The sequence below is a fragment of the Paraburkholderia sp. SECH4 genome (assembly GCF_030511745.1).
Classification (GTDB): domain Bacteria; phylum Pseudomonadota; class Gammaproteobacteria; order Burkholderiales; family Burkholderiaceae; genus Paraburkholderia; species Paraburkholderia madseniana.
The window spans coordinates 162,929-177,531 of the sequence record NZ_JALOCP010000011.1; the positions used below are offsets into that span (position 1 = coordinate 162,929).

General features: G+C 61.4%; 14 protein-coding genes and 1 riboswitch. Of the genes, 5 read left to right on the forward strand and 9 right to left on the reverse strand.

Going from position 1 to position 14,603, the window contains the following annotated elements; translation table 11 throughout:
• The first annotated feature begins 139 nt into the window (after nucleotides 1-139).
• Nucleotides 140-2,533: a phosphoketolase gene (locus tag M0D67_RS17480; RefSeq protein WP_266239281.1), complete on the forward strand. Its 2,394-nt coding sequence runs from the start codon at nucleotides 140-142 to the stop codon at nucleotides 2,531-2,533.
• Nucleotides 2,534-2,545: 12 nt separating this feature from the next.
• On the forward strand, nucleotides 2,546-3,718 hold the full coding sequence (locus M0D67_RS17485; RefSeq protein WP_266239282.1) for an acetate/propionate family kinase: 1,173 nt from the start codon (nucleotides 2,546-2,548) through the stop codon (nucleotides 3,716-3,718).
• Here M0D67_RS17485 and M0D67_RS17490 read toward each other — a convergent pair.
• The gene (locus M0D67_RS17490) at nucleotides 3,715-3,981 is read right to left on the reverse strand and encodes a BON domain-containing protein (RefSeq protein WP_266239283.1); all 267 of its coding nucleotides are present in this window, start codon (nucleotides 3,979-3,981) and stop codon (nucleotides 3,715-3,717) included. The genes M0D67_RS17485 and M0D67_RS17490 overlap by 4 nt on opposite strands.
• A gap of 211 nt (nucleotides 3,982-4,192) precedes the next feature.
• A complete protein-coding gene (locus M0D67_RS17495) occupies nucleotides 4,193-5,404 on the reverse strand; it encodes a D-amino acid dehydrogenase (RefSeq protein WP_266239284.1) in 1,212 nt (403 codons plus the stop codon).
• A 174-nt stretch (nucleotides 5,405-5,578) separates the two neighbouring features.
• A riboswitch (glycine riboswitch) is annotated at nucleotides 5,579-5,672 on the reverse strand.
• Between the two features lie 232 nt (nucleotides 5,673-5,904).
• Here M0D67_RS17495 and M0D67_RS17500 point away from each other — a divergent pair.
• On the forward strand, nucleotides 5,905-6,537 hold the full coding sequence (locus tag M0D67_RS17500; protein ID WP_168435690.1) for a LysE family translocator: 633 nt from the start codon (nucleotides 5,905-5,907) through the stop codon (nucleotides 6,535-6,537).
• A gap of 112 nt (nucleotides 6,538-6,649) precedes the next feature.
• On the opposite strand, the gene M0D67_RS17505 is transcribed toward M0D67_RS17500, so the two are convergent.
• On the reverse strand, nucleotides 6,650-7,177 hold the full coding sequence (locus M0D67_RS17505; protein ID WP_266239285.1) for a GNAT family N-acetyltransferase: 528 nt from the start codon (nucleotides 7,175-7,177) through the stop codon (nucleotides 6,650-6,652).
• A gap of 12 nt (nucleotides 7,178-7,189) precedes the next feature.
• The gene (locus M0D67_RS17510; RefSeq protein WP_154560436.1) at nucleotides 7,190-7,762 is read right to left on the reverse strand and encodes a helix-turn-helix domain-containing protein; all 573 of its coding nucleotides are present in this window, start codon (nucleotides 7,760-7,762) and stop codon (nucleotides 7,190-7,192) included.
• Nucleotides 7,763-7,985: 223 nt separating this feature from the next.
• Here M0D67_RS17510 and M0D67_RS17515 point away from each other — a divergent pair, with 223 nt between their 5' ends.
• Nucleotides 7,986-8,690 carry a YceH family protein gene (locus tag M0D67_RS17515; RefSeq protein ID WP_154560435.1) on the forward strand — a complete coding sequence of 235 codons (705 nt, stop codon included), beginning with the start codon at nucleotides 7,986-7,988 and terminating at the stop codon, nucleotides 8,688-8,690.
• Nucleotides 8,691-8,751: 61 nt separating this feature from the next.
• On the opposite strand, the gene M0D67_RS17520 is transcribed toward M0D67_RS17515, so the two are convergent.
• The 5 genes from M0D67_RS17520 to M0D67_RS17540 form a co-directional block, all read right to left on the reverse strand.
• The gene (locus M0D67_RS17520; protein ID WP_266239322.1) at nucleotides 8,752-9,549 is read right to left on the reverse strand and encodes a MipA/OmpV family protein; all 798 of its coding nucleotides are present in this window, start codon (nucleotides 9,547-9,549) and stop codon (nucleotides 8,752-8,754) included.
• Between the two features lie 80 nt (nucleotides 9,550-9,629).
• Nucleotides 9,630-10,514: a carboxylesterase gene (locus tag M0D67_RS17525; RefSeq protein WP_154560434.1), complete on the reverse strand. Its 885-nt coding sequence runs from the start codon at nucleotides 10,512-10,514 to the stop codon at nucleotides 9,630-9,632.
• A 3-nt stretch (nucleotides 10,515-10,517) separates the two neighbouring features.
• A complete protein-coding gene (locus M0D67_RS17530) occupies nucleotides 10,518-11,288 on the reverse strand; it encodes a DUF4118 domain-containing protein (RefSeq protein WP_154560433.1) in 771 nt (256 codons plus the stop codon).
• A gap of 460 nt (nucleotides 11,289-11,748) precedes the next feature.
• Complete coding sequence (locus M0D67_RS17535; protein WP_266239323.1) at nucleotides 11,749-12,267, reverse strand: SLATT domain-containing protein; 519 nt, start codon at nucleotides 12,265-12,267, stop codon at nucleotides 11,749-11,751.
• A 102-nt stretch (nucleotides 12,268-12,369) separates the two neighbouring features.
• A complete protein-coding gene (locus M0D67_RS17540; RefSeq protein WP_266239286.1) occupies nucleotides 12,370-13,428 on the reverse strand; it encodes an LLM class flavin-dependent oxidoreductase in 1,059 nt (352 codons plus the stop codon).
• A 185-nt stretch (nucleotides 13,429-13,613) separates the two neighbouring features.
• Between M0D67_RS17540 and M0D67_RS17545 the strand changes: the two genes are divergently transcribed.
• The gene (locus M0D67_RS17545; protein ID WP_266239287.1) at nucleotides 13,614-14,588 is read left to right on the forward strand and encodes an aliphatic sulfonate ABC transporter substrate-binding protein; all 975 of its coding nucleotides are present in this window, start codon (nucleotides 13,614-13,616) and stop codon (nucleotides 14,586-14,588) included.
• Nucleotides 14,589-14,603 lie beyond the last annotated feature (15 nt).

Below are 14,603 nucleotides of genomic sequence, written 5' to 3' on the forward strand. Positions count from 1 at the left end.
ACCTTTTCCCTACGCTTGCGTTATGTCATGCGCATGACAGGACGGCCGCCATTGCCAGTTTTTCTTCACTGATCGCGTCGCGAACAATCGCTGCAGCACCCGCTAACCAGCCTGACAGTCCTTTTCAAGGAGTGGCACCATGGCCGAAGCAACCTCCCGTCCGTCCCCGCCGAAAACATTGGAGCCCGAAACGTTGCGCAAGATGGACCGCTACTGGCGCGCCTGCAACTACCTCTCGGCCGGCATGATCTACCTGCGCGACAACCCGCTATTGCGTGAACCGCTCAAACCCGAACACATCAAGAATCGCCTGCTGGGCCATTGGGGCTCGGACCCCGGGCAAAGCTTCCTGCTGGTGCATCTGAACCGGCTGATCAAAAAGCTCGATCTGAACGTGATCTATGTCGCCGGACCGGGCCATGGCGCGCCTGCCACGCTGGCTCATTGCTACCTGGAGGGCCACTACTCGGAAATCTATCCTGACCGCAGCGAGGACGAAGCCGGCATGCAGCGCTTCTTCCGCCAGTTCTCGTTTCCCGGCGGCATCGGCTCACATTGCACGCCCGAAACGCCGGGTTCGATTCACGAAGGCGGCGAGCTCGGCTATAGCCTGTCGCACGGCTACGGGGCGGCTTTCGACAACCCCGGCCTGATCGTCACGGTGATGATCGGCGACGGCGAGGCGGAAACCGGACCGCTGGCTACCTCATGGCACTCGAACAAATTCCTCAACCCGATTCGTGATGGCGCGGTGCTGCCGGTTCTGCATCTGAACGGCTATAAGATCGCCAATCCGACGATCCTCGCGCGGATTCCCCGCGAGGAACTCGAATCGTTGCTGATCGGCTATGGCCACAAGCCGTATTTCGTCGAAGGCGACGATCCGGACACCATGCATCAGCAGATGGCCGCGACGCTCGAACAATGCATCGGTGAAATCCGCGCGATCCAGCAGCATGCTCGTGAAGCCAATGATGCAACGCGGCCGCGCTGGCCAATGATCGTGCTGCGCTCGCCGAAGGGCTGGACCGGGCCGAAGGAAGTCGACGGCCATCAGGTGGAAGGCTCGTGGCGCGCGCACCAGGTGCCGGTGCTCGATCCGGTCACGAATAGCAAGAGCCTGAAGCTCGTCGAGAGCTGGCTGCGCAGTTATGAACCGGAATCGTTATTCGACAAAACAGGGCGTCTGGTCGAGGAACTGCGCGAACTCGCGCCTGAAGGCACGCGCCGCATCAGCGCCAATCCGCATGCGAATGGCGGCCTGCTGTGCAAAACGCTCGACCTGCCGGCGTTTTGCGACTACGCGGTAGCGGTGAAAAAGCCTGGCGGCTCGTACACGTCGCCCACTGAGGTGCTCGGCACGTTTCTGCGCGACGTCATGCGCAACAACATGACGAACTTCCGCGTGTTCGGACCCGACGAAACCGCCAGCAACAAGCTGACGGCTATCTACGAGGCCTCCGAGAAAACCTGGCTGGCCGAAACCATGGCAAGCGACGCTGACGGCGGTGAACTCTCGGTGGACGGCCGCGTGATGGAGATGCTGAGCGAGCACACGCTCGAAGGCTGGTTCGAAGGTTACGTGCTGACCGGACGCCATGGACTTTTTGCCACCTATGAAGCGTTCGTCCACGTGATCGATTCGATGTTCAACCAGCACGCCAAGTGGCTGGAAAAAGCGAAGCGCGATCTCGGCTGGCGGCAGCCGGTGCCCTCGATCAACCTGCTGATCACGTCGCTGGTATGGCGCCAGGATCACAATGGCTTCACGCATCAGGACCCGGGGTTTCTCGATGTCGTCACCAACAAGAGCCCGGACGTGGTGCGCATTTATCTGCCGCCCGATGCGAACTGTTTGCTGAGCGTCGCCGACCATTGTTTGCGTTCGCGCGACTACGTCAACGTGATCGTGGCCGACAAGCAGCCGCATCTGCAGTATCTCGACATGGATTCGGCCGTTACGCATTGCACCAAGGGCATTGGCATCTGGGATTGGGCGTCGACGGATCAGGGCGTCGAGCCGGACGTGGTAATGGCTTGCGCAGGCGACATCGCGACAATGGAAGCGCTTGCCGCCGTGCAGATTCTGAAAGAGCGTTTTCCCGAGCTTAAGATCCGCTTCGTCAACGTGGTCGATCTGTTCCGCCTGATGCCTGAACATGCGCATCCGCACGGTCTGTCCGATCGCGATTTCGATTCGTTGTTTACCACCAGCACGCCGGTGATTTTCAACTTCCATTCGTATGCGTCGTTGGTGCATAAACTCACGTACAACCGCACCAATCACGGCAATCTGCACGTGCACGGCTACCACGAGAAAGGCAACATCAATACGCCGCTCGAACTGGCGATCATCAATCAGGTCGACCGTTTCTCGCTGGCTATCGACGTGATCGATCGCGTGCCGGCGCTGCGCGGTGTCGGCGACCACGCGAAAGAGTGGCTGCGTGGGCAGATCATCGAGCATCTTGCTTATGCGCATGCCGAGGGCATCGACAAGGAAGAGATCCGCAACTGGACGTGGAAGGGCTGAGCGGAGCGTGCCATGGAGACTCATGAGAAGACCGGCGACCCGAATCCGACGATTCTGGTGTTGAACAGCGGGTCGTCGTCGCTGAAATTCGGACTGTTTGCGCGCTCCACGCATTCCGGCGGCGACGAAACATTGCTGCTGGAAGGCAGCGCCGAAGGTATTGGCCGCGGCGACGGCAGCTTGCGCATCAAGTCGCCTGATGGCCGCGTACTGGTGCAAGAAGAGGATGTGCTGGAGTCGCAGACCGACGCGTTGCAGAAGCTCGCACGCGTGCTTGCGGAGCAGAAGCGCGGGCGTCCTGTTGCGGTGGGGCATCGCGTGGTGCATGGTGGGCCGCATCTGCGAACGCATCAACGCCTGACAGCTGAAGTCCGGCAGCGCTTGCAGGACGCTGTGCACTTTGCGCCCTTGCACATTCCACCGGCGCTGGCATTGATCGACGAGGCAACCAGGATTTTCGGCGACGCGGAGCATTTCGCCTGCTTCGATACGGCGTTTCATTCCACACTGCCGGCACGCACGGCGCAGCTTGCGTTGCCGCGCCGTTATGCCGAGGCCGGTGTGATTCGCTACGGCTTTCACGGGCTGTCGTATGAATCGCTGGTGGCGCGGCTCGGTGCCGATTTGCCGCCGCGAGCAGTCTTCGCCCATCTGGGCAACGGGTCGAGTTTATGTGCATTGCAGAACGGCAAATCCGTCGATACGTCGATGGGTCTCACTCCGACCGGCGGCGTACCGATGGGCACGCGAAGCGGCGACCTTGACCCAGGCGTGCTGCTGTATCTGATGCGCGTGGAGAAGCTCGATGCCGATGCGCTGGAGACGCTGTTGAATCGCCAGAGCGGCCTCGCCGGTTACGCCGATGGCGAAAGTGATATGCAGGCGCTGGAAAAGCGCGCCGCCGCGGGCGATGGGAATGCATCGCTGGCGCTGGATGCGTTTGCTACGGCCGTGCGCAAGACGATCGGCGCCTATGCGGCTTTGTTGGGTGGGATCGATTTGCTGGTGTTCACGGGTGGGATCGGCGAACACAGCCAGGAGATTCGTAAGCGAGTGTGCGAGGGGCTTGCGTTTTTGGGGCTATCGGAAGGGGATTCAGCGGGGAAGGTGAGGGCGATTCACACCGAGGAGGAGAAGCAGATCGCGAGGCATTGCCGGATGCTGTTGCGAGCGAAAGCGGGTTAGGGCAACTTCGCTTTGACGATGGCGTGATCAGAGACGCCGGTGACGCCGAACAGGCGGGAAACGTCTTCAAGTGCAGCGGCTCGTTGCTCGTTATGTTGAAGTACACCGAGCAGGGTGATGCGTCCGTGTGAGACTTTGACTTGCAGGGTGTTTGGGGGGACGGCCGTATCCCATGCCAAGCGTCTCGTGGCTTCTGCGGCGATTTGTTCATCAGTGAGCCGCATGCCTGGGTTGCTGCGCGTGACGGAGCGGGATCTGGTCATGGAGACTCCCTCGAGAGTGGACACCGATTGGACAACACTAGCAGATGTAGCTGGATTTGCCTTTGGCGACGCTTCCGGACTACCAGTCAGATCGAGTCCAGGCTAGTAAGCATCATCGCAAAAGCGCGGCGGCGGGTTCGATGAACAACCGCGACGGCGCGCGCAGCGCCGCCGGAAGTATGGCAGTAAGCGCCGCGCACGCAAACAAGCCCTATTGAATGGAACCCGCCAAAACCTGCGCCGTAGCCGCCGACAACGTCCACCCCAAATGCCCATGCCCGGTGTTATAAAAAACGCCGCGCCGTTTTCCGCGTCCGACCTTCGGCAACATACTCGGCAACATCGGCCTTAACCCCGCCCAAGGAATCACTTTCGAAGTCGACACCTCAGGAAAATACCGTCGAGTCCAGTCGACCAGCGGCGCAATCCGATCCGACCGGATATCCCGATTGAACCCATTGATCTCCGCCGTCCCCGCAACCCGGAACCGATCCACGCCAAGCCGGCTCGTCACGATCTTCGCGCTGTCGTCGAGCAAACTTACCCAGGGCGCGTTCTGCTGACTCACTTCATCATCGAGACATACGGTGATCGAATACCCCTTAACCGGGTAGACGTTCACGTGATCGCCAAGCATCGCCGCGAAGTCGCGGCTCTTCACACCGGCGCACACCACGATCCGCTCGAAAGCAAACTGTTGCGACTCACCTTCCAGATTGACCATCAACGAGAACCGTCCCTCAGCCGGCTGCTCGATCGCCGTAATTTCCGCGTCGTAGTGAAACTCGACACCATGCCGCACGCAAGCATCAGCCAACCCGCGCGTGAACTTGTGAATATCGCCAGTGGAATCGGAAGGCGTAAAAAACCCACCAAAAAAATCGCCATGCAACGTTGGCTCGATCGTGTGCAACTCGTTCGACGTCACCGGATTCCGGTCCAGCCCACCTTCGCGCAGCAGTTCATTCACCTTGCTGGCCGCATCGAATTCCTTGCGCGTCTTGTAGATGTGCAAAATGCCGCGCCGCTCCAGATCGAAGTCGATCCCTTCGCGCTCGGCAATCGAAAACAGATGCTCACGCGCAGCAATCGCGAGCCGCACCGTTTCGACAGTGTTCGTGCGGTAATGCGGGATCTGCCGCAGAAATTCACCCATCCACGAATACTTGTGCCACGTGGGCATCGGATTGAGCAGCAGCGGGGCGTCGCGCGTGAGCATCCAACGCAAGCCCTTCAGCACCGTGGCCGCGCTGTTCCAGACTTCGGCATTGCTCGCGGACAACTGGCCGCCGTTGGCGAACGAGGTCTCCATCGCCGCATAGCGATGACGTTCGAACACGGTGACATGGTGGCCGCGCTGCGCAAGGGCGTGAGCAGTCGTAACGCCGGTAATGCCGGCGCCGATAATGGCGATTCGTGACATGACATGGTCCAGAGTAGTTGAGCATCACCGGTGTCGATTTCGTGTCGAAACCGGCGTCGATGCCCCATCTGTCCATGTACCTGAGAGTTTCTTCCTGTGAGCATACGCTTGCGATGCAAGCGGTATGCAGGGAATCCCCTTCGGTGGGCGCGCATGGCGCCGCTCTCCAGATGTTCCAGCTGCGCGGTCCTTTTGCCTGAGAGTTTCCGGGGCGGTTGCTCCGTCGGCGTCGTCACAATCCTCTGACGATCTCTCCCGCGCTGCATTGCAGAACGGCTCGACGATACCGGGCAATAAATTTCACCGCAAGTGTTTCTTTCGATGCAGCGCGCAATCGGCACAGTACGGTGCCATATGCAACGGCGCGTCCGCCCCACTGGCGCAATCAAAGCCATTCAACTGCCTATAGGGACTTTTTACGTGGGGGTTTAAGGCTTGAACCGGCGGCGTCGGCTATATTTGGCGGCATTGCCCGACTTCAATTCCCACAGGAGAACGCCGTGCCCGCTGCCACAACGCTGCTTGCCTTTGCCCTGGTCTCGCTCGGCATGGTGCTCACGCCCGGCCCGAACATGATCTATCTGATCTCCCGATCACTCTGCCAGGGGCGGCGCGCCGGGCTCGTGTCGCTCGGCGGCGTCGCGCTCGGCTTTGTGTTCTACATGTTTTGCGCGGCGTTCGGTATCACCGCACTGCTGTTGACGGTGCCCTACGCGTACGACGCGCTGCGTTTCGGCGGCGCGCTCTACCTGCTGTATCTGGCGTGGCAGGCGGTCAAGCCGGGCGGCCGCTCGCCGTTCCAGGTGCGCGACCTGCCGCACGACAGCCGCGGCAAACTGTTCACCATGGGGCTCGTCACGAACCTCGCGAATCCGAAGATCGCGGTGATGTATCTGTCGCTGCTGCCGCAATTTATTTCACCGGAGCACGGCAGCGTGCTCACGCAGTCGATCGCGCTGGGTTGCGTGCAAATCGTCGTCTCCGTCACGATCAACGCGTTGATTGCGACCATGGCAGGTTCGATCGCCGGGTTTCTCGCTGGGCGGCCGATCTGGCTACAGGTACAACGCTGGCTGATGGGCACCGTGCTCGCCGGTCTGGCCGTACGGATCGCGCTCGATTCGCGCCGTTAAGCCACGCGATCCAGACTCGCCTGAGTCTGCATCGCGGCCTTCCTCGCCGAGCATCGGTCAGTATCGACTACCATGCTCGTGGTGCATCACAGGCGGCCTGCCTGCGTCACGCTCACAGCGTCTTGTACATGATGGTGGTTGAATCAAGCCGCTCCTCCAGCGTGTCGCGGCAAAATTGCGGAATCACTCCGGCCGTCTGATAACCCAGCGAGGCATAGAGCGGCTCGGCCTTGTCGCCGGTGCGCGTATCGAGCGTCAGCAGGCTGCGCTGCAACTGGTGCGCACGGTGTTCCAGTTCCGCCATCAGCGCTTTGGCGATGCCCTGGCGGCGGAACGCGGGGTGGACCAGCAGCTTGCGCACCTCGGCGCGATGACGCTGGTTCGGCATCGTGTTGTAATCGAGTTGCACGGTGCCGGCGATCGCCTCGCCATGGCGAGCAACAAAAAGCACCAGCGCGCCTGCCCGCAGCGACGGCAGAACCTTGCCGCTCCAGAACGCCTCGCTCTCCTCGACGCTATACGGCAATACAAAGCCAACGCTCGCACCGTCATGGACGCAGGCACGCAGCAGCGCGCCGAGTTCGGGCAGATGGCGAACGAGGTCGTCGGCGGAAAAGGTCGTGATGGTAGTCGCGTTCATGGTGGCTCGAACTCAGACGATGAAGAGGATGTAGCGCGCCGCGCTATGCGAGGGCGTGACGAAAGCGCTGGGGCCGAACAACTGGTAGCGCAGACAGTCGCCGGGTTGCAGATCGTGACTTCGGCCGTCGACGGTGATCTGCAGTTGCCCTTCAAGCAGGATCAGATGATGTTCGAGGCCGGCTCTCGGCGACGCGTCGTATGTGATGCGTACGCCGGCATCGAGTTCGCACTCCAGCGCCTCGCCGCTCAGCGCCTGAGCGGGTGGCGACACGGAGCGGCGCCGGAAGCCGACGCTCGGGTCGACCCAGACCGGCTGCGCGTCGCGCGGCACCAGCGGCGCGAAGTCATCTTCGACCATGTGCATGAGACGCGACATCGGCAAGCCATAGGCGACGCAGAGCTTGCCCAGCACGCTCGCCGTGGGGCTCACGGCGGCGTTCTCGAGGCGCGAGAGGGTGGCGCGGCTGACGTTGCTCAGCTTGGCGAGATCGTCGAGCGACCAGTTGCGCTCGGCGCGTAATCCGCGCAGACGCTGGGCGATGCGGCGGTCGATGGCGTTGTCGTCGGCGAGTGTATTTTCCATATCCGGGAAATTATCTCGAATATGGGAATCCGTCAACGAAACAAAAATGCGCCGAACCGGATGCGAACACGGTCCGGGCACGCTTCGCCATTGCGGAGATTCGTACACTGCGAGCGGCCGGGCCGTTTATCATAGTGGCCACCAACTAAAACCCGCCGCCAGGCTGTGCAACGGTAAGGCACACCATCCACGAGACCCGGCGGCGCATGCCGCGACATCTTCTATGAACTCCACTCCCGACGCTGTTTCCCGTCCCTCCATCCGCGCCTTGACCTTGCTTGAGGGGCGCGTGCTTGGTGTGCTCGTCGAAAAGCAGCACACCGTGCCGGATAGTTATCCGCTTTCGCTGAACGCGTTGACCTTGGGTTGCAATCAGAAAACCGGCCGCGCGCCGGTGATGAATGCGACCGAAGCCGAGGTGCTGACCGCCATCGACGGATTGAAGCGGCTGAGCCTGGTGATGGAAGGCAGCAGCAGCCGTGTACCGCGTTTCGAACACAACATGAATCGGGTGTTGGGGTTGCCGAGCCAGTCGGCAGCGTTACTGACCACGTTGCTGTTGCGCGGTCCGCAGACCGGAGCCGAGTTGCGCTTGAACAGCGCGCGTCTGCATGGATTTGCCGACATCTCGTCGGTCGAGGCGTTTCTCGACGAACTGGCTGCCAACGATCCGCCGCGGGTGGTGAAGCTGGCCCGCACGCCGGGCGAGCGCGAAAATCGCTGGATGCATCTGCTATGCGGCGAAGTCAGCGCAAGCGATCTTGCCCAGCCGGGCGGGGACGATGAGGTCGTGCCGCTGTCGGCGTTCGAGGCGGTCAAAGCTGAACAGAAGCGGCTTGCCGACGAGGTGAGCCGGCTTCGGGTGGTGGTGCGGCGAATGGCTGCCGAGTTGGGGATTGAAGTTGAAGAGCTGGGTACGGGGGATTGAAACGCGATTGGTGATTGGCGGTTGGTTTCTCGCACGCTGCGAGCGCGCGAGAAACCAGAAACTAGAACTTGTAGTTCACCGAAGCGAGCGTATTGAGCTCGAATCTTTTTTCGGTAATCGGGCTATTCGCCGCGTCGTGCTCCAGTCGCCCGAAAGTCGCGGAAACCGAGCCATTCCAGTGCTTCGAAAAGTCGTAAGTCATCATGGCGTTCATGTGGACGTCCCGCACGCCTGCACTGGTGTTATACGTGGGCAAACCTGACGCCGCGCTCTGCTGCCCGGACACGCCGAAAAACGTCCGCGTATAAGTACCATTCGCCCAGGTGAAGCCTGGTCCCACCGAGAACAACCAGCCGCCAACCGGTGCGGATGCGACGAAATCCGTGCTGACCGTCGTCCCCTGGTGATGCCCGGCGATATCCTGGTACAACGCCACCGACCCGGTAAACGCCCACCACGTATAGTCGGCGAAGAGCTTCAGTTTCGGCCCGCCATTCACATCACCAAGTCCATGCAGGCGCGGATCGTCGGACTCCTTGCGCATCTGGAAATCGAAAGTCAGTGCAGCGCCCACGTGATAGGCAGGACCGCGCAGCACGTTCACGCCGAGCACGTCTGGGCCTTGCGAGAAAATCCGGTCGTCGTATGAGATGTCCAGCGCAGGGAACGGGAATACGCTCAACTGGCGGGACCCCGGGTACTTGGGCGTAATCACCACGCCAGGACCCACGCCGATTTTCCATTTGCTGTCGGTGGCCGCGCCGGTGCTGGCGTCAGTCGTCGCGTTCGGACTTGCATCGTCCGCGTGGGCAGCATGCGCAGCGCAAAGGCCAAGCGCAGCGGCGAGCAGCAGCGACATGCGTGCGGGTTTGCCGAACCTGAGGGTGGTACGCAGCGAAACGCGCGTGGGCTTGCCGAACCTCAGCGTGGTATCCGCCGTCATGCGCGCTCCTTGCCAAGCGCCGCGAGTTGCCTGAGGCGTCGCGCCAGAGCCTTCGAGACGACCTGTTGTTTGCCGTCGTCGCCGCTATGGACGGCTTCGCTCTCGCGCAGAAACAGGGTGGTTTCGCGCGCGACGATTTCGCGCTCGTTGTCCGACGTAATCATGTGATACGAATCATCCAGCCAGATTGTGCGTAAAAAGGCAGCGCCGATATTCGTGGCGACAAAACGTGCATTGCGTGGGCTCGACGTCTCATCGTCGATCGCATGGACAATCAGGCAATCGGTCTTGATGTCGCGTACCTGCGTGCGCACGCTCGCGGCGAGGCGGCTCGCCTGGTGCAATGCCGGCAATGAAATCGTCGACGGACCGACTTCGCTGAAGTCACTGCGCTGCATCGCGCGGGCGATCTTTGCACGAAGCGCTTCGTTGCGCAGGCCGAACGGCGCCTCCTCGCGGTAGCGCCAGCGTTTGCGCATCGGCGTGAAGTACGCCCAGTTGAGCAGGAAACGATACCAGGGGATCGCCCAGCCGTCGTATGAGAGCGTCAGTGACAGCAATACAAGCGACTGCGCCCCTGGACGGCGATGCGCCAGTGCCAGCGCCAGGGCCGCGCCGATCGATAGCCCGCAGATCGAGACGCGGGCAAAGCGCTCGGCCAACGCGTCGTACTCGCGCACGGCCGCCTCGAGCCACGCCTCCATCGCTTCTTCTTCCGAGCCGGCGCTGTAGCCCGGCAGGACGGGCGCGCAGGTGGTAAAGCCCTCGGCGTTCAGATAGCGGGCGAGAAAACGCAATTCGAGCGGCGAACTCGACAGGCCGTGCAACATCAGCACGGCATGATCGTCGCCGGGTAAGAAGAGACTCGTCGGTTGACTCATGGATCAGGCTCCGATCCGTAGGACGAGAAACTCGCCGGCGTGGGTGGTGAACCGTTCGCACATGCACTCGGTCAGCTTCGACGGACCATCGCCACTTTTCAGGTGCACGCGATGGCTGCCGGGCCACAGCGCCTTGCTGAGCCGCTGGATGTCGTCGGGATCGACATCGGCGAAGCGCGGGCCCGGTGCAATCTGGTTGGGCAGGCGCGGCAGCACGCCTTGCGGCTTGACGTCGTTGCCCGGCTGTAACGCGTTGCGCTCGAGCGCCTGAATGAAAATGAACGTCCTGTGGTGATGGGACAGGTGGCGCAGCAGCCGGTGTGTTTCGTCGACGCCGCGGCGTGCCAGCATGCGTTCGTTATCGTGACGCAGCAGCATTTCATAGCGCGACTGCGCAACGGACGCGATCAGTTCGGCACGAAACTGCGAGCGGCGCAGGCGTTCGATCAGCACGATGACAAGCAGCGTCACCAACGGATACGAGACCAGCAGGACGAGGTCGGCGCGATCGAATACGTCGATGGTTGCGTAGGGCGGGACGAACAGATAGTCGGCGATACCCAGGCCGAGCACCATGACGGTAAGCGCCGGGGCCAGCCCGCAAAAGTACTCGACCAGCGCCGCCGCGATATAGAAGGCGGTGCCCGGCATGATCGGTCCCAGCAGCGGATGGAGCAACAGGCGTACTCCGCTCGCGATCGCCAATGCGGCGGCCGCGGTGAGCCAGACGCGGGTTCCCCGTGGTGCCCAACGACGGGCGTTTTGGACTTCCATAATCTTTTTTTAGGGAGCGATTGCGCTTCCCGATTGAGTGTGGCAATGCGCCTTAAAGCGCAGGTCGGACGATACCATAATCGGGCGGACGCCAAGGCCCGGAAAGACGTAAATACCGGAAGGCCGGGCGGGACTATCGTGTTTCGAATGAGTGGTGGAAAAACATGCCTGTAGATAGGGGTATTCTCACCACCGAGCATTGTGCAGGCAATGTCCTTAAGTGACGCTTAAGTGACCCTTAAGGGCCGCAAGGCGCGGCCTATATAGGCTGTCAGGCGCCTCGACAGGAATTGTGGTTGATCCCAGCAATTGAAACTGCATGGGCAAATGACACGCTGCGGGTCCCGCGCATATACATCAGCGGTCGCGTTGCTTCAATTGAAGTTAATGCCATTTACAAATGACACAGAACATTTACGACGACCCCGCATTCTTCGACAACTACAGTCAACCGGGTCGCTCAGGCATCGCGGCTTCGTCGCGGTTCGGCGGACAGGGTTCGCTGGGTGCGATAGAAAATTCGCGGCGGCACGTTCGGTGAATCTTCAGCGAGCCGGTCGAGTTCGTCGCGGATCGCGGTGAGATAGTGGCCATCGCGTGCGTCGGCGTCACCTGCGAAGATCGCTTCCAGCCTGCGCCGCACAGCGCCATAGCGGGCCCCCGCCGCGCGATGCTTTTCCGCACGCTCCGCATATCTGAGGAAGGTTTGCAGCGCGGCTGAGACCGCCGCCGCAACGCTCACGAAGCCCACGAAGATCCTGAGCGCCGGCGAGACGGCGGTCGAAGTCAGCGACGCAAACACGGCCGTCCCCACAAACGCGGTCAATGCGGTGACCAGCCAGCCGACGCTGCGGTCCCGCGCCGATAGCAGGTCGGCCATGTCGTAATGGCTCATCTGGGATTCACGCGCGCGCCGGATCCACTTCAGCAGAAGCTGGTCTTCGTCGACCGGGGGCTCGTAGGCAGTCGGGTTCTTCATCTCGCTCATCGGGGCTGTCCAGTATCGCAAGCGTAGCGCATGCGCCTGACGATACTGTGCCACATGAGTGCGACGCGCCGAAAGCCGCGGACCTCGCCCGGATCAGCCGAGCAGGTGACGTACCCGCGGAATCACTTCTTCGGCAAAAATGCGCATGTCAGTCTCGAACGGCTGGAATTGCAACATGAATAACTCGATCCCGGCACGATGAAAATCGGCGATCCGCTGCGCGACCGTGTCATAGCTGCCGACCAGTCCAGCCGCCGTGCCGCCGTTCGAACCCACGCGCGGCGTTTGCGCGAAGGTCTGGAACATCACCGCCTTGGGGTCGATGTTCGATTTCTGTTGCTCACGTAGCGGGGCATCTTTTGCGGCCAGTGCGAACAGATGGGCGAGGTGCTGATCGGCGACCTCGCCGGACTCACGAGCGATGACGAAGGCCGACAAACCAAAACGCAGCGGCTCGTGCGGAGCGGGGCGCTTGCGGCCGGAGACATCCGCGATCAACGCTTTGACGGCGTCCAGTGGCTGGCCGTTGATGAACCACACGTCGCCCTTGCCGGCGACCAGTTCCCGCGCCGGTTCCGATTCGCCGCCGACGTAGATGCGCGGACGGTTGCGAAACGGATCCGCGGGGCGCAATAGATAGTCATCCACATTAAAATGCTCGCCGCGAAAACGCGTACGCTCGCCGCGCAGCAAGGAATCCACCACTGTGATCCACTCGCGACCGTACGCATAACGCGCGTCGTGCTCCGCGAAGCCGATACCGGCGCGTTCCAGCTCAGGACGATTCCACGCGTTGACAAGATTGATCGCGAAGCGCCCGCCACTGATGTGTTCGATCTGCTGCGCCATCTTTGCCAACACCACCGGGTGATACAGATACGGCTTGATGGCGGCGATGATCTCGATGCGTTCGGTTAGCGTCGCGAGCGCGGCCGACGCGGTCCACGCTTCGAGCTGATCGAAGTCGGGATTGTGCGGATTGATCGTATGTTGCGCGACCAGCACGGAATCGTAACCGAGCCGCTCGGCTTCGAGAACGAGGGCTTTGTTTCGCGCCCACGACGCGTCGTACGGTTCATCGGGGTCCTGCAGCGCGGCGCGGCTGCCATGAACCAGTGCCCAGACGCCGAAGCGGGGAGGGAGTGTCGACATAACGCAGAAATCTCCACGGTGAAAGCGTGCGCTTCAAGTCGCATCAAACTTCGAATGATGAGCGATACCGCCGCCACGCGTTCCAATTTCTACCCATATCGATCGATGAAATCAGTCTTTGGCCGTGTGTCATTCTTTTATATATTCAGCGATTCCGCATACCCACTTCACATGGATCTCGATCGATGCCCCTCGCTTTCTCCGGCTCCCGAAGCCTGCGACGCCTCTGCGTATGCCTGACGTTGATGGGCGGCGTGCTGTCGACCGACGTGGCATGCGCCAACGAAACGGTGTCGATCAGCTACCAGCGCTCATCGACGCTGTTCATTCTGTTGAAGCGAACTGGCGCCCTCGAGAAGAAGCTCAACGCGCTCGGCTATGACGTGAGCTGGCACGAGTTCTCGACGGGCCTGCTGCAGTCGCTCAACGCCGGCAGCGTCGATCTGCATGCGGATGTGGCGGATGCCTTTGCGCTCTTTACGCAGGCCGCCAATGCGCCGCTGACCTATTACGCCGAAGAGACCTCTGCGCCGACCGCCCAGGCGATCATTGTGCCGCCGGATTCGCCGATTCATTCGGTGGCGGACCTGAAGGGCAAACGTGTGGCGGTGTCCAAAGGTTCGGGCTGCAACTTCCTGTTGCTGAGCGCTTTGGCTAAAGCGGGTCTGACGATCAACGATATACAGGTGCGCTATCTGGAGGCGCCCGACGCGCTCGCCGCTTTCCGCGGCGGCAATATCGATGCATGGGCCATCTGGGACCCGTTTCTCGCGGCCCAGCAGCGTGAGGCGCATGTTCGTGTGATCGCGGACGGCAGCGGCGGCGTCGCTCAATACAACCGTTTTTATACGGCGACAACGACCTTCGCTGACAAGCATCCCGATGTGCTGCGCGTCGTATTCGACGAATTGAACACGACGGGCAAGTGGGTCAAGGCACATCCCCAGGAAGCCGCACAGATTCTCGGGCCAGTGTGGGGCAATACTCCTGAACCGACTGTCGAATTGGCCAATAGCCGTCGCAGCTACGACATCGTGCCGGTGAAACGCGATCAATTGGCCGAACAGCAGCGCATCGCCGACACGTATCGCGCCGCGGGGCTGATTCCCGCCACTTTGAAAGCGACGGACATCCGTATCTGGACGCCCTCGGCGAAGTGATCTGAGCAACCTGTT

What these genes read in the sequence shown, in the direction of transcription:
- M0D67_RS17510 (WP_154560436.1), bottom strand. Translation starts at nt 7,762, where the DNA reads ATGGAAAATACACTCGCCGACGACAACGCCATCGACCGCCGCATCGCC.
- M0D67_RS17515 (WP_154560435.1), top strand. Translation starts at nt 7,986, where the DNA reads ATGAACTCCACTCCCGACGCTGTTTCCCGTCCCTCCATCCGCGCCTTG.
- M0D67_RS17530 (WP_154560433.1), bottom strand. Translation starts at nt 11,288, where the DNA reads ATGGAAGTCCAAAACGCCCGTCGTTGGGCACCACGGGGAACCCGCGTC.
- M0D67_RS17490 (WP_266239283.1), bottom strand. Translation starts at nt 3,981, where the DNA reads ATGACCAGATCCCGCTCCGTCACGCGCAGCAACCCAGGCATGCGGCTC.
- M0D67_RS17480 (WP_266239281.1), top strand. Translation starts at nt 140, where the DNA reads ATGGCCGAAGCAACCTCCCGTCCGTCCCCGCCGAAAACATTGGAGCCC.
- M0D67_RS17485 (WP_266239282.1), top strand. Translation starts at nt 2,546, where the DNA reads ATGGAGACTCATGAGAAGACCGGCGACCCGAATCCGACGATTCTGGTG.
- M0D67_RS17525 (WP_154560434.1), bottom strand. Translation starts at nt 10,514, where the DNA reads ATGAGTCAACCGACGAGTCTCTTCTTACCCGGCGACGATCATGCCGTG.
- M0D67_RS17505 (WP_266239285.1), bottom strand. Translation starts at nt 7,177, where the DNA reads ATGAACGCGACTACCATCACGACCTTTTCCGCCGACGACCTCGTTCGC.
- M0D67_RS17520 (WP_266239322.1), bottom strand. Translation starts at nt 9,549, where the DNA reads ATGTCGCTGCTGCTCGCCGCTGCGCTTGGCCTTTGCGCTGCGCATGCT.
- M0D67_RS17545 (WP_266239287.1), top strand. Translation starts at nt 13,614, where the DNA reads ATGCCCCTCGCTTTCTCCGGCTCCCGAAGCCTGCGACGCCTCTGCGTA.
- M0D67_RS17495 (WP_266239284.1), bottom strand. Translation starts at nt 5,404, where the DNA reads ATGTCACGAATCGCCATTATCGGCGCCGGCATTACCGGCGTTACGACT.
- M0D67_RS17535 (WP_266239323.1), bottom strand. Translation starts at nt 12,267, where the DNA reads ATGAAGAACCCGACTGCCTACGAGCCCCCGGTCGACGAAGACCAGCTT.
- M0D67_RS17540 (WP_266239286.1), bottom strand. Translation starts at nt 13,428, where the DNA reads ATGTCGACACTCCCTCCCCGCTTCGGCGTCTGGGCACTGGTTCATGGC.